This window comes from Pseudochrobactrum kiredjianiae, from assembly GCF_030362795.1.
Classification (GTDB): Bacteria; Pseudomonadota; Alphaproteobacteria; order Rhizobiales; family Rhizobiaceae; genus Pseudochrobactrum; species Pseudochrobactrum kiredjianiae.
The window spans coordinates 913,753-926,782 of record NZ_JAUCBM010000001.1; the positions used below are offsets into that span (position 1 = coordinate 913,753).

13 protein-coding genes and 1 riboswitch are annotated in these 13,030 nt (G+C 50.8%); of the genes, 10 read left to right on the top strand and 3 right to left on the bottom strand.

Translation table 11 applies throughout. The features are described from left to right. Positions 1 to 12 precede the first annotated feature (12 nt). The 4 genes from QUF18_RS04000 (at position 13) to QUF18_RS04015 (ending at position 4,548) form a co-directional block, all read left to right on the top strand. Entirely contained in the window at positions 13 to 1,353 is a 1,341-nt protein-coding gene (locus QUF18_RS04000; RefSeq protein ID WP_289385434.1) for an O-antigen ligase family protein, read from the top strand. After that, the gene (locus QUF18_RS04005) at positions 1,350 to 2,129 is read left to right on the top strand and encodes a polysaccharide deacetylase family protein (RefSeq protein ID WP_289385436.1); all 780 of its coding nucleotides are present in this window, start codon (positions 1,350 to 1,352) and stop codon (positions 2,127 to 2,129) included. The genes QUF18_RS04000 and QUF18_RS04005 overlap by 4 nt, the downstream gene beginning before the upstream one ends. A gap of 62 nt (positions 2,130 to 2,191) precedes the next feature. Further along, positions 2,192 to 3,424 (top strand): glycosyltransferase family 4 protein, encoded by a 1,233-nt coding sequence (locus QUF18_RS04010; RefSeq protein WP_289386128.1) that lies wholly within the window; start codon positions 2,192 to 2,194, stop codon positions 3,422 to 3,424. Next, entirely contained in the window at positions 3,421 to 4,548 is a 1,128-nt protein-coding gene (locus QUF18_RS04015) for a glycosyltransferase family 4 protein (protein ID WP_289385439.1), read from the top strand. Before QUF18_RS04010 ends, QUF18_RS04015 begins: the two co-directional genes overlap by 4 nt. A gap of 154 nt (positions 4,549 to 4,702) precedes the next feature. Here the strand turns inward: QUF18_RS04015 and QUF18_RS04020 are convergent, their stop codons facing one another. Beyond that, positions 4,703 to 5,266, bottom strand: a complete 564-nt coding sequence (locus QUF18_RS04020) for a GcrA family cell cycle regulator (RefSeq protein ID WP_289385441.1) — start codon at positions 5,264 to 5,266, stop codon at positions 4,703 to 4,705. A 152-nt stretch (positions 5,267 to 5,418) separates the two neighbouring features. Here QUF18_RS04020 and QUF18_RS04025 point away from each other — a divergent pair, with 152 nt between their 5' ends. From QUF18_RS04025 to QUF18_RS04045, 5 genes are all read left to right on the top strand, one after another. Further along, positions 5,419 to 5,655, top strand: coding sequence for a hypothetical protein (locus QUF18_RS04025; protein WP_289385445.1), 237 nt, complete (start codon positions 5,419 to 5,421; stop codon positions 5,653 to 5,655). A 216-nt stretch (positions 5,656 to 5,871) separates the two neighbouring features. After that, positions 5,872 to 7,065, top strand: coding sequence for an aspartate aminotransferase family protein (locus tag QUF18_RS04030; RefSeq protein WP_289385447.1), 1,194 nt, complete (start codon positions 5,872 to 5,874; stop codon positions 7,063 to 7,065). Positions 7,066 to 7,078: 13 nt separating this feature from the next. Beyond that, positions 7,079 to 8,005 carry an ornithine carbamoyltransferase gene (gene argF / locus QUF18_RS04035; protein WP_289385449.1) on the top strand — a complete coding sequence of 309 codons (927 nt, stop codon included), beginning with the start codon at positions 7,079 to 7,081 and terminating at the stop codon, positions 8,003 to 8,005. Positions 8,006 to 8,279: 274 nt separating this feature from the next. Beyond that, positions 8,280 to 9,278, top strand: coding sequence for an Hsp33 family molecular chaperone (locus QUF18_RS04040; RefSeq protein ID WP_289386129.1), 999 nt, complete (start codon positions 8,280 to 8,282; stop codon positions 9,276 to 9,278). Continuing rightward, complete coding sequence (locus tag QUF18_RS04045; RefSeq protein WP_289385451.1) at positions 9,275 to 9,814, top strand: GNAT family N-acetyltransferase; 540 nt, start codon at positions 9,275 to 9,277, stop codon at positions 9,812 to 9,814. Before QUF18_RS04040 ends, QUF18_RS04045 begins: the two co-directional genes overlap by 4 nt. Here QUF18_RS04045 and apaG read toward each other — a convergent pair whose 3' ends face one another. Further along, on the bottom strand, positions 9,815 to 10,225 hold the full coding sequence (gene apaG / locus QUF18_RS04050; protein WP_289386130.1) for a Co2+/Mg2+ efflux protein ApaG: 411 nt from the start codon (positions 10,223 to 10,225) through the stop codon (positions 9,815 to 9,817). A gap of 77 nt (positions 10,226 to 10,302) precedes the next feature. Beyond that, positions 10,303 to 11,499: an O-succinylhomoserine sulfhydrylase gene (locus QUF18_RS04055; RefSeq protein WP_289385453.1), complete on the bottom strand. Its 1,197-nt coding sequence runs from the start codon at positions 11,497 to 11,499 to the stop codon at positions 10,303 to 10,305. An 89-nt stretch (positions 11,500 to 11,588) separates the two neighbouring features. Then, positions 11,589 to 11,667, bottom strand: a riboswitch (SAM riboswitch). Positions 11,668 to 11,820: 153 nt separating this feature from the next. Between QUF18_RS04055 and QUF18_RS04060 the strand changes: the two genes are divergently transcribed. Further along, positions 11,821 to 12,912 (top strand): 2'-deoxycytidine 5'-triphosphate deaminase, encoded by a 1,092-nt coding sequence (locus QUF18_RS04060; RefSeq protein ID WP_289386131.1) that lies wholly within the window; start codon positions 11,821 to 11,823, stop codon positions 12,910 to 12,912. Positions 12,913 to 13,030 lie beyond the last annotated feature (118 nt).

A 13,030-nucleotide genomic window follows, 5' to 3' on the forward strand; every position in this document is an offset into this window, starting at 1 on the left:
GACATTTAGCATATGCGTGTAGGCACTATTGCGAATTCGACCAAAACAAAAAATATATTTCCTGCAACTTTGTTTATACTGCAGTTTTTATATTTGTGGGTATCAGTAGATCCCTATGTTGAGGTAAATGCAAATGGCTCAGAAAATACTTCAAGCCTGATCAATCAATTTTCTGTATTATTACTTTTTACTGGTGTGATTTACTATATAAGAATTAGTCCGTTAAAGGGGTTAATATTACAGCCAAGAGTGCTGATGGTGCTGCTGATTTTATGGATGGTACTGGCTGCATGGTTTTCCAATGAGCGCACGGATTCTTTTAAGCAGGTCATTCTTTCCTTAATTTTGCTGATAAATGCCTCGGTGTTTTTGCTCTTACCACGCTCAGAAGAGCAGTTTGCTAAAATGGTTATGGCAGGGCTGTTGATTATGCTGGGATTTGCATATTTCGGCGTGTTGTTTAAGCCATTACAAGCCATTCATCAGTTTAGTACGGAATTGGGTGACGAGCAGCAGGGCAATTGGCGTGGCCATTTTGCTCATAAAAATGTTGCCGCAGCGGCCATGTTGATCTCCTCTTGCTATGGGCTTTATCTAAAGGATAAAGGTTTCCGCCTGGCAGGCTGGCTGATTTTATTTTTCTCTGCAATTTTCTTGACGCATACTGGCGGCAAAACCTCTACTGCTATGCTGCCACTGATTTTGCTGATTGCTTTTGTGTTTGAGAGAATACGATGGCTGCGTTGGCCAATTGTTGTGGGCGGCGTGTTGCTGATCAATTTTTTGACTGTTGGTGCAGCGTTGATACCGGCAGTTTATGATTTCCTCGAATCCTTAGGAATTGATGCCAGTTTTACCAATCGTGCCGATATCTGGCGGTTTGCGGTCAATGCAATCGCTGACAAGCCGTTTCTTGGTCATGGTCTGCACGGTTATTGGCAGACTGAGCGATTGATCAATAATGATACGGTTGAAAACTGGTCGCCAAGAGCATTTAATGGCCATAATGCTTGGGTCGATGCCCTTATTAATCTGGGGGTTGTTGGTTTTGTCTTGATTGTTATCTGGGTGATCTTTTTGCCTTTGATTTATATCAGGCGCATAACAAAACGTAATTTATATTCGCCACTTGTGCGATTATACGTTCGTATTTGGCTTTTTGCTGTGTTTTCAAGCGCGATGGAAAGTGCATTCTTTGAGACTGGCAGCTTGTTATGGTTTAGTTGTATGATGGCTATATTTGGCATGCGTTTGCAGGCGTTTGCTCTTCCGCAATCAGGCAAATCAGCAATGGTAAGTGTTGAAAATGAGCCGACTGACCTCTCAAAGGACAGTATAGGAGTGAAGCAGTGAGGCATAAAATCCAATATTGGATGGGACGCATACAGGCGCATTTAATGCGTCGCTTTGCACCTAAAACACTGCATGTAACATCGGCGCGAGCGGTGATCTCATTTACTTTTGATGATGTGCCGGATAGCACTCTGTATTATGGTGCAACCATTCTGGAAAAATATGGCTTGCGCGGCACATTTTATATCGCAGGTCATCTTGCGGGTACATCGGAAACGACACGACAGCTTATTAATGAAAACGGGATAGCCGAGCTTGCAGAGCGTGACCATGAGATCGGCTGCCATACTTATTCGCATCCGAATATTGCGACATTGAGCGGCGCGCAGTTGCAAAGTGAAACGGATCAGAACCGGGCATTTTTAAATAGGGTGCTAGATAAGCATCAAGGGAAGGCCGGATCGCAACTGAATTTTGCTTATCCCTATAATGCCGTTTCCTATTTTGCCTATCGGCGCATGGCGAAGAATTATCGCAGTTGCCGTGCCGGAGAAAACCGGATTAATCGCGGCGCAACATGCCTGCAAATGTTGTTTGGCATGGAAATCGGCCGGCCAGACGAAGAAGTCACGCAACTAAAAGCGGAGATTGATGCGGTGAAAGCCCAGCCCGGTTGGCTGATCTTTTTCACACATGATATTTCGGAAACGCCAACGCCTTATGGTTGCACGCCTGCTGCTTTTGAAAGACTGGTGCAATATGCAGTGCAAAGTGGCTGTGAGATTTTAACGGTTAATGAAGCGCTGAATAGTTATCAATCGGTGCAAGCAGCCTGAGAAGCATTGTTTGTGCTGTATGATATTTTCCTGCTATTTGAGGAAGCCTGATGAGTTCTGATATGACGCAACTGCGTTTGCTTGCCATTAATAATTATTTTTACCGGCGTGGCGGTGCAGAAGCGATCTTTCTGGATCATATGAGCCTGTTCGAGGAAATCGGCTGGGAAGCTATTCCGTTTGCTATGCAGCATCCGGAGAATTTGCCGTCAGACTGGTCGCGCTATTTCGTGTCTGAGATTGAATATGGTCGTGAAAGCTCGGCACTTACAAAGGTGAAACAGGCGGCAAAAGTCATTTATTCCCGCGAGGCACAGCAAAATCTGAGCCGGTTGCTGGAGACTGCAAAGCCGAATATTGCCCATGCCCATAATGTTTATCACCATTTGTCGCCGTCGATTTTTGCCACGTTGAAGCAGCATAATATTCCGGTTGTGATGACAGTTCATGATCTCAAACTGGCCTGTCCCGCTTATAAAATGCTGGTTGACGGGCATGTTTGCGAGCAGTGCAAGGGTGGGCGGATTTACAATGTCGTCGCCAATCGGTGCATCAAAGGCTCACTACCATTGAGCGGGTTGGTTTTTGTGGAAACCGCAATCCATCGTATGCTCGGGCTTTATCGCAATAAGGTTGACCGTTTTGTGGTGCCGAGCCGTTTCTACCGTGAAAAGCTGATCGAATGGGGCTGGCCGCCAGAACAGCTGGTCTATATCCCGAACTTTGTGGAAACAGATCATCTGAAACCGGTCTATGAGGCGCAGGATTATCTTCTTTTTGCGGGTCGCCTTGCTCCGGAAAAGGGACTGAAAACGCTGATCCATGCAGCGACAAAATCCGATGTTAAGCTGGTGATTGCAGGTACCGGTCCCGATGAAACGGAGCTGAAAGAACTGGCAACAGAACTCAATGCGCCGGTAACTTTCGCCGGTTATGTGACGGGCGAAAAACTGCACCGGCTGATCGGCGAGGCGAGGGCACTGGTGCTGCCATCTGAATGGTATGAAAATGCGCCGGTGAGTATTCTCGAGGCCTATGCGCTGGGTACGCCGGTAATCGGTGCGCGGATCGGCGGTATTCCGGAAATGATCCGAGAAGGTGAAACCGGCTTGATTGCGGAGGCTGGCAATGCAGAAGATTTGGCAAAACAGCTAAGTCATATGGCGGCTTTGCCGGTTGCAGAGCGTAATGCCATGGGGCTTGCAGGACGCGCGTGGGTTTTGAATGAGTTCTCGGCTGAAGCTTATCGCAATCGAATGCTGGAACTCTATGCCACGCTTGGAGTAAGCACATGACTAAGCGCCCCAAAGTGATGATGCTGGGCTTGCGCGGTGTGCCGCATGTGCAGGGTGGCGTGGAAAAGCATGTGGAAGAGCTAGCCCGTGTCTTTGTTGAAAAAGGTTGGGATGTCGAAGTGTTGGGCCGCAAACCCTATCTGACACAGAAAAAGCCCTATCAGTGGGAAGGTGTGCAGGTTACGCCGCTCTGGGCACCGCTTTCAACCAAGTTTGAAGCGATTGCCCATACCTTTCTCGGTGTTTTGGTCGCGGCTATAAGGCGGCCGGATATTTTGCATATTCATGCGATTGGTCCCGCTTTACTGACACCCTTGGCGCGGTTATTGGGCTTAAAAACAGTCGTGACCCATCATGGTTTTGATTATAATCGCGACAAATGGGGCGGGCTTGCCCGCAAAATGCTGAAAACCGGTGAGTGGGCAGGTATGCGCTTTGCCAGTGAGCGGATTGCTGTTTCCCGTCATATCGTTGAGACAATGGCGGAGCGCTATCATGTATCAGCGCAGTTTATTCCCAATGGTGTGACCTTACGCGAAAGTGCCGGCACAAGCGAAGTCCTGCAGCAGTTTGGTTTGATCGAGAAGCAATATGTGGTCATGGTCGCCCGTATTGTGCCGGAGAAAAACCAGCACGATTTGATTGCGGCCTTTGCTGCGATGCAGGCTGATGGGTTCCACACGGATAAAAAGCTGGCGATTGTCGGTGCAGCGGATCATCAGTCGCCCTATGTGGATCAGGTGAAAGCTCTCGCCGCCAAAACGCCTAATGTTATGCTGACAGGAATGCAGCGCGGCGATGATCTGGCAGCTCTTTACCGCAATGCAGCGCTTTTTGTTTTGCCATCCAGCCATGAAGGCATGCCGATCGCGATGATGGAAGCGATGGGCTATGGCCTGCCGGTACTGGCAAGTAATATTACTGCTAATCTGGAGGTTGGTTTGCCGGAGGGGGATTATTTCCCGCTTGGCGATACGCAGGCCTTAGCAAGGCAGATGGCCGTGAAACTCGATCAGCCTTTCAGCCCTGAGCAGGCAAAAGCACAGAGTGCGGAAGTGGCGGCAACCTATGGCTGGTCAGGAATCGCCGATCAGACTTTGGCGGTTTATCAGCGTCTGATTTAAGCCTTGCTTGTCAGATCAGGCAAAAAGCAGTGAATTTCGAGCTTTGCTTTTGCATTATCTCAAGATGAATTAATGCGGTATGCTCATGATGCGCTCGATCTGAGGGCAATAAAAAAGGCGCCGAATGGCGCCTTTTTTATTTAATCTGTTCCGTTTAGCGGGCGCGACGGCGCTCTGCTGTCGGCTGGAAAGCCAGCTTGGAATGATAGCTGCAATACGGGCTGGATTCACCGGATTCATGACCACAAAAATGGAAGTCGTCATGAAGCGGATCGCCAACCGGCCATTTGCATGTGCGTTCGGTCAGCTGCAGCAGGGTCAGGTGACGCGAAATAGGCACCACAACATTTTCATTCGAGCGAATGATTGGTGCTGCAACGGCATCTGTTAAAATCTCGGCCTGCAGCGCTGCGCTGCCAGAGGATTTCATGACTGTTGCACGTGGTGCAGCCGGACTGGCGCTAACACTGGCAGCAGACATGCTGCTGACATTGGAGGTCGTTGCTGACCGTGGTGTTGCGACCGGTGCGGGTGCCGGTTTTTTGCTACGTGGCGCGGCAGTGGTGGTTTTGCCGCGTCCGGAGAGTTTAAGGCGGTGCACTTTGCCGATCACCGCATTACGGCTTACGCCACCCAGCTGGGCTGCGATCTGACTTGCACTCAGACCTTCACTCCACAACTTCTTGAGAAGCTCGACGCGTTCATCTGTCCAGTTCATTGTGGCTCAGGCTCCGTTCTTTATAATCTTATAGCGTCCGGCGTTCGTTTTTGCGGGCCCGTTCAAGCAGGCACCATATGTACCGGACAGCTGGCGCTGTCGCACTAAATCTAGTCTTACTTTAATATGAAACTACCTTATGCAGGGACGCCATGACAAGCGCAGCGCCCTTTGCAGCATTGGTTTTCCCCAACCTTGGAGATCAGCGGGCATTTAATAGACCGCTTTTTTTTAATTACAAGGTTTTCGTGCAACACATGCGCGTTTATTTCATGGCAGTAGCGGCTGAAAATGATTATTCAGTCTTAAAAATGGTTTTAGCACAGTGGTTCCGCAATTTCAGCCTCTATAATAAATTTGTCTGTCAGCGACATTTTTGCGCATTTTGATGGAGTTATTTTCCTGACTTGTCACAGGGGTCTTTGATTGACATTTAAATCATGGCGAACAATAGTGCATTGTCTAGCCGCCCTGAGGGCGGCTTTTTGATTTCATCTGCGCGCAACACCCGCTTTACCGGAGGGGAGTTTGAGAGAACTCACGGAGACCGGCGAAGATTGAGATGCTGCCCGCTTCAATTTAAAGGCTTTGGAGGCCTTATTGGCATGACGACTGCAAATGTGCACCCGCTTTACGACACCTATAATCGTGCAGCGTTGCGCTTTGAGCGAGGGGAAGGCGTTTGGCTGATTACAGAAGATGGCGATCGCTATCTTGATTTTGCGGCCGGAATTGCTGTGAACGCACTCGGCCACAGCCACCCTCATCTGGTAAAGACACTTCAGGATCAGGCTGCCAAATTGTGGCACCTGTCCAATGTTTATGAAGTGCCGGGTCAGGAACGCCTGGGTCAGCGCCTTGTCGATAATACATTTGCCGATAAAGTTTTCTTTACAAACTCGGGTGCCGAAGCTCTGGAATGCGCGATTAAAACCGCGCGCCGCTATCACTTTGTCAATGGCCAGCCTGAGCGTTACCGCGTTGTCACTTTTGATGGTGCTTTCCACGGCCGCACACTTGCAACCATTGCCGCGACCGGTCAGGCCAAATATCTCGAAGGTTTCGGTCCTAAGGTTGATGGCTTCGATCAGGTGCCTTTTGGTGATGAAGCTGCGTTACGCGCTGCCATTACACCTGAAACCGCTGCTGTTCTGCTCGAGCCTGTTCAGGGTGAAGGCGGCCTTCGTTCTGTCTCAACCGAATTTATGCGCCTTGTTCGTCAGATCTGTGATGAAAACGGCCTGCTGCTGATCCTGGATGAAGTGCAGACCGGCGTTGGTCGTACAGGTAAATTCTATGCTTATGAATGGACAGGCGTTACCCCTGACCTGATGGCAACCGCCAAAGGCATCGGCGGCGGCTTCCCGATGGGCGCATGTCTTGCAACTGCAGAAGCAGCCAAAGGCATGGTCGCAGGCGTACACGGCACTACTTATGGCGGCAATCCGCTGGCGATGGCCGTTGGTGAAGCTGTGCTGGATGTGATGCTGGCCGATGGTTTCTTCGATCATGTGAATGATATGGCATCGCAGTTCCGTCAGGGCATGGCGTCAATCATTGACCGTTTTCCGGACGTCTTCACAGAAGTGCGCGGCAAGGGCCTGATGATCGGCCTGAAATGCGCTGTTCCGAATACTGATGTGATTACCGGTCTGCGCGCTGAGAAAATGCTCAGCGTCGGTGCGGGTGATAATGTTGTGCGCTTGCTGCCGCCGCTGACAGTAACGGCAGATGATATGCGTGAAGCCCTGAACCGGATTGAAAAGGTTGCAGCGAAGCTTTCAAAAGCTCCTGCATAAACGGTGACTAATAATGGCAAATGATAAGACTTTAAGGCATTTTACCGATCTCTCAGCAGTCAGCCCGCAGGATCTGCGCTTCATCATGGATGAAGCGCGTGCCCGCAAAGAACGATTAAAAGCCGGTGAGCGCGATAAGCCGCTTGATGGCAAAGTTCTGGCAATGATTTTTGAAAAGCCGTCCACGCGAACCCGCGTCTCTTTTGATGTGGGCATGCGCCAGCTTGGTGGTGAAACCATCATGCTGACCGGTTCGGAAATGCAGCTTGGCCGCAGTGAAACCATTGCGGACACGGCTAAAGTTCTGTCACGCTTTGTCGATGCCATTATGATCCGTACAACCTCCCATGAACGCATGCTCGAACTGGCAGAGCATGCGACCGTGCCGGTTATCAATGCGCTGACTGATGATACGCATCCATGTCAGATCATGGCTGATATTCTGACATTTGAAGAACATCGCGGGCCGATCAAAGGCCGCACGGTCACATGGAGCGGTGACGGCAATAATGTGCTGCATTCCTTCATCGAGGCCGCAGCACAGTTCGATTTCCGTCTGAATATTGCAACACCTTCAGGCAGTGAGCCACTGCCGCGTTTTCTCGACTGGGCAAACAAACACGGTGGTAAAATTTTCTCGACCACCAGTGCGGAAAAGGCTGTGGCCGGTTCTGACTGTATCGTGACCGATACCTGGGTTTCGATGGGGCAGGAAGATAATGCACGCGGCAATAATGTATTTATGCCGTATCAGGTGAATGCTGATCTGATGGCGAAAGCCAATAAAGATGCGCTGTTCATGCACTGTCTGCCGGCACATCGCGGTGAAGAAGTGACCGATGAAGTGATCGACGGCCCGCAATCGGTGGTCTTTGATGAAGCCGAAAACCGTATGCATGCGCAAAAGGCGATTTTGACCTGGTGCCTTGAAGGACGCTGATCGCTTCTTATCTATAGAGCAGAGCATTTCCAGCAAAAGTGTATAGCGGTTTTGCGTAGGATAATGCGACAAGCTAAAAAATAGAGAGCTTCCACTTAGGAAGCTCTCGGACTTCAGGATTGGTTTTCCGCTGATCCTGCCTTAAATATACATTTACGGCTTGCAGGTTTGTCAACAGCTTGCAGGCCGTATCTGATTTGTGGCGCAGTAATGCAGCCTCCGTGGCAGCCAATGAAAAGAGATCGTTATGAATAATCAGACCAGTACCGACCAGATGATCACCAATAGCCCGATGCTGGACCATATTCCTCTGTCCGGTGATGATGTTGTTGTGCCGTTTCAGGTTGAAGGTCTGGACGTGCGCGGCCGTACAGTGCAGCTCGGCGCGGCGCTCGATGCTATTTTGAAACGCCATAACTATCCGGAAGCCGTATCACGGCTGCTGGGTGAGGCGGCTGTGTTGACCGTGCTGCTTGGAACCTCGCTGAAATTCGATGGTAAATTCATTTTTCAGACTAAGTCTGACGGGCCGGTAGATATGCTGGTCGTGGATTTCCGCACGCCGGATGCAATCCGCGCCTATGCCCGTTTTGATGAAGAGCGTGTGGCTGAATTTGTGGCGAGCGGTAAGACCAAACCGGAAGAACTGCTTGGGCAGGGCACTTTGGCGCTGACCGTCGATCAGGGCGAATTCACCCAGCGCTATCAGGGTATTGTCGCATTGGACGGTTCTTCGCTGGAAGATATTGCGCGTAACTACTTCATGCAGTCTGAACAGATTGCAACAGAAGTGCAGCTGGCCGTGGCTCGTCTTTTTGAGCGCGGTGCCGATGGCAAGCCAACCGAACAATGGCGTGCCGGTGGTCTGATGGTGCAGTTTCTGCCGCAGTCCGAATTGCGTGCCCGCCATCGCGATCTGCACGGCGGTGATAATCCGAATGGTGCTGAAGCCGAACAAGCTCCGGTTGAGGATGAATGGCAGGAAGCCCGTTCATTGGTTTCGACCATTGACGATTCCGAACTGACTGATCCGCAGGTGCCGTCTGAGCGTCTGCTGTATCGTCTGTTCCATGAGCGCGGCGTCCGCGTTTATGAAGGCACCAAAGTGGTTGATCATTGCGCCTGTTCACGCGACAAGATTTTTGGTGTGCTGAAAGGTTTCTCGGCTGAGGAACTGGAACACAGTACTGAAAACGGCAAAATCTCCGTGACCTGTGAGTTCTGCTCCAGCCATTATGATTTTGATCCGTCTGAACTCGCCGCAGCGCAATGATTGCTAAGGCTGATAAATGTGCCTGCCTGATCCGGCAGGCACGCATCGCTGATGCAGATTTGCTGCCGGAGATTGAACGCTCGGCAGTGCAGACCTTTGTGGCTGATCCGTCTTTGCATTTTATTCTGGATATGCCGGTGATGTCTGCTGAACAGCATCGTGACTTTATGCAAAAAGGTCATGTGCTGGTGGCGGAGTGCGGTGATGTGCTGGGTGGATTTCTGGTGGCAGAAGCCATGCCGGATGAAAACCGCCTGCATTTCTGGGAACTGTCAGTCCATCAGGATTTTCAGCGCCGTGGTCTCGGTCGCAAATTGCTGGATGCGGCAGCTGATATTGCCAGAGCGCAGGGCTACGCAAGCCTCAGCCTGACAACATTTGGCGACGTGCCATGGAACCGGCCGTTTTATGAAAGCTGCGATTATCAGGTATTGCCGATATCCGAGTATAATGCACGCTTCCGCTCGATTGCCGAGCTGGAAGAGTCCATTGGCTTGCCGATTGAGCGCCGCGTGGCGATGATTAAAGCTTTATAATTAGTTCAGAACCGGTCTGTGCCCTGGTATGTCGAGCGAAAATGCCGGTATGGTAATGGCAAATAATTTGCCCTCATCAGGGCTGCCACTCTCATGATTTTGCATCATATAGCTGCCGGACATCATGCCGGATGAGGTTGTGAGCGGACAGCCGGATGAATACTGATAGCTGTCACCGGGGCTTAAAAATGGTTCTTCGCCCACGACGCCGGGGCCGCGCACTTCTTCAGTCCGTCCATGCGCATCGGTGATTTTCCATGTCCGCGATCGTAATTGCACCGGAATATCCGAGTGATTGATAATCGTTACCCGATAAGCCCAGACATAGCGGGATTCATCAGGAGCGGATTGCTCTTCCAGATAAAACGGCTCAACGGTGACTTCGATATTCTCGGTAATTGCACGATACATAGAGGCTACTCTGAAAAGCCATGGGAGCTGGCAGGACATGACGGCTGCTGACAAATCAACAGCCGTCTGATGTCAGTTTAGCCTTGAGCGGCTTTCAGTGCAAAGCCAATATCATCGATAAGATCATCCGCATCTTCCAGACCGATGGAAAGGCGCAGCAAGCTGTCGGTAATGCCGAGTTCCGCTTTGGCTTCATCGCTGAGGTTTTTATGCGTTGAGGTCGCCGGATGGGTAATCAGGCTCTTTGCATCGCCGAGATTGTTGGAAATGCTGATGACTTCCAGCGCATTTTCAAATGCAAAAGCTGCTTTCTTGCCGCCTTTGAGTTCCAGTGCGATCATGGTTGAACCGCCGGTCATCTGCTTGGCGATAATATCGGCCTGCGGGTGATCTTTACGACCCGGATAAATCACGCGGGCAATCCCATTCTGCTCGGCCAGAAAATCGGCGATCTTAGCGGCAGAACGGGTTTGCGCTTCCACACGCACGGCCAGCGTTTCCAGGCCTTTGAGCATTGTCCATGCATTAAACGGGCTAAGACCCGGGCCGGTATGGCGGAAATAATCCTGCAGAACGTCTGTAATCCACTCGCGATCAGACAGAACAACGCCGCCGAGGCAACGTCCCTGACCGTCAATATGTTTGGTGGCGGAATAGACGACAATATGGGCACCAAGCTCTAACGGGCGCTGATAAAGCGGGGTGGCGAATACGTTATCGACGATCAGTTTAGCGCCGATAGAGTTTGCAAGTCCCGCAATTCTGGCAATATCCATCACTTCGAGTGTCGGATTGGTCGGGCTTTCCAGAAACATCACTTTGGTATTCGGGCGAACGGCATTTTCCCAGTTTTCAAAATTCACACCGTCAATCAGGGTGAATTCTACGCCGTATTTCGGCAGCAGAGTTTCAATAATGTATCGACAGGAGCCAAACATTGCTTTGGCCGCCAGCACATGGTCACCGGCATGCACCTGACAGAGAATTGCAGCGGCAACTGCAGCCATGCCGGAGGCGGTAGCGCGTGCTTCTTCTGCACCCTCAATCGCGCACATGCGCTTTTCAAACATATCCGTCGTCGGATTGGCATAGCGGGAATAAATGAAACCCGGATCTTCGCCGGTAAAGCGTGCTTCGCAGGCTTCCGCACTGTCATAAACAAAGCCCTGCGTCAGAAACAGTGCTTCGGATGTTTCTCCATAAGGCGTGCGGGTTGTGCCGCTATGCACCAACTGTGTTGCGGGGCGAAGGGTACGGGTATGTATCTTTGTCATCGGTCCAACCTATATAAAAGGATGGTCGGCAGGGTTCGGGCCACACCGGCCAATAAAAAACCGGCCTATGCATGAAGACGCAAAAAGGCCGGTTCGGAACCGCGGCCATATTTAGCAACTTCTTTAACGTGGCTGCAAGCCGGCCGGCAAATCACCACGAGTGTTTTTTGTAGGACTGTTATCATCGCGCTGTCAAGGGCGGGATTTCACGGGACTTGACAGGAAGGAGTGAAATCTATCTGTAAAAGCACCCATTACAGTAGCCCTCTTTTAACCGTTAATGGTTAGGGTGCGGCAAAATATAATTTTATGACTGGACATATAATGACCCGAGATAGCGGAATTTTGGCAGACAGCGATATTGCGGCTCTGTTTGAAACCGGCGCGCTGATGTCAGCGCGCGCCTTGGATCATGATCAGATACAGCCGGCCAGTCTGGATTTGCGTTTGAGCAGCAAGGCCTATCGTGTGCGCGCCTCTTTTATGCCGGGGCCAAATACACCGGTTGCCAAGAAGCTTGAACGCCTGAAGCTCCATGAAATTGACCTGAGTGAAGGTGCGGTATTGGAAACCGGCTGTGTTTATATCGTGCCACTGCTGGAAGCTTTGGCGCTGCCGCAGGAATTATCGGCTTCCGCTAATCCGAAAAGCTCGACAGGTCGTCTGGATATTTTCACCCGTGTCATCACAGATAGTGCGCAGGAATTTGACAAGGTGCCTGCCGGTTATCACGGCCCGCTTTATCTGGAAGTCAGTCCGCGCACATTCCCGATTGTTGCCCGTACCGGTTCGCGCCTGTCGCAAATCCGTTTCCGCAAAGGTGGCGCGCAACTCAATGAAGCTGAACTCAGTGCATTGCACACGGCTGAAACACTGGTAGCTTCCGCAACGCCGAATGTTTCCAATGGTGGTATTGCGCTGTCGATTGATCTGAGCGGTGGTGAAAACGGCCTGATCGGCTATCGCGGTAAACATCATACATCCGTTGTCGATGTGGATAAGCGCGCGCAGCATGATGTGCTGGATTTCTGGGAGCCGATTTATGATCGCGGCCACCGTGAACTGGTGCTGGATCCGGATGAGTTCTACATTCTGGTTTCGCAGGAAGCCGTGCATGTGCCGCCGCTTTATGCTGCGGAAATGACCCCGTTTGATCCGCTGGTCGGTGAGTTCCGCGTGCATTATGCCGGTTTCTTTGATCCGGGCTTTGGCAATGTGTCTGCGGGCGGGCAGGGCAGCCGTGCGGTGCTCGAAGTGCGTAGCCATGAAGTGCCGTTTATTCTTGAACACGGACAGATCGTTGGTCGTCTGATTTACGAACATATGCTCAAACGTCCAAAAGCACTCTATGGCAGCGATCTCGGCTCGCATTATCAGGCGCAGGGTCTGAAGCTTTCTAAACATTTTCGCTGATTGAATGACACATATATAATACTCTAAGGCCGCAATATTTATATTGCGGCCTTTTTATATGGATTGTCCTGATGGTGTTTGACTGCGGCAGTTCTGCGCTCTAATTTCAGGTGAAGCT

Bases quoted from the DNA above. Each gene is read 5' to 3' on its own strand.
- QUF18_RS04000 (WP_289385434.1), top strand. From the start codon at position 13: ATGCGTGTAGGCACTATTGCGAATTCGACCAAAACAAAAAATATATTT.
- QUF18_RS04010 (WP_289386128.1), top strand. From the start codon at position 2,192: ATGACGCAACTGCGTTTGCTTGCCATTAATAATTATTTTTACCGGCGT.
- QUF18_RS04015 (WP_289385439.1), top strand. From the start codon at position 3,421: ATGACTAAGCGCCCCAAAGTGATGATGCTGGGCTTGCGCGGTGTGCCG.
- QUF18_RS04020 (WP_289385441.1), bottom strand. From the start codon at position 5,266: ATGAACTGGACAGATGAACGCGTCGAGCTTCTCAAGAAGTTGTGGAGT.
- QUF18_RS04025 (WP_289385445.1), top strand. From the start codon at position 5,419: ATGACAAGCGCAGCGCCCTTTGCAGCATTGGTTTTCCCCAACCTTGGA.
- QUF18_RS04030 (WP_289385447.1), top strand. From the start codon at position 5,872: ATGACGACTGCAAATGTGCACCCGCTTTACGACACCTATAATCGTGCA.
- argF (WP_289385449.1), top strand. From the start codon at position 7,079: ATGGCAAATGATAAGACTTTAAGGCATTTTACCGATCTCTCAGCAGTC.
- QUF18_RS04040 (WP_289386129.1), top strand. From the start codon at position 8,280: ATGATCACCAATAGCCCGATGCTGGACCATATTCCTCTGTCCGGTGAT.
- QUF18_RS04045 (WP_289385451.1), top strand. From the start codon at position 9,275: ATGATTGCTAAGGCTGATAAATGTGCCTGCCTGATCCGGCAGGCACGC.
- apaG (WP_289386130.1), bottom strand. From the start codon at position 10,225: ATGTATCGTGCAATTACCGAGAATATCGAAGTCACCGTTGAGCCGTTT.
- QUF18_RS04055 (WP_289385453.1), bottom strand. From the start codon at position 11,499: ATGACAAAGATACATACCCGTACCCTTCGCCCCGCAACACAGTTGGTG.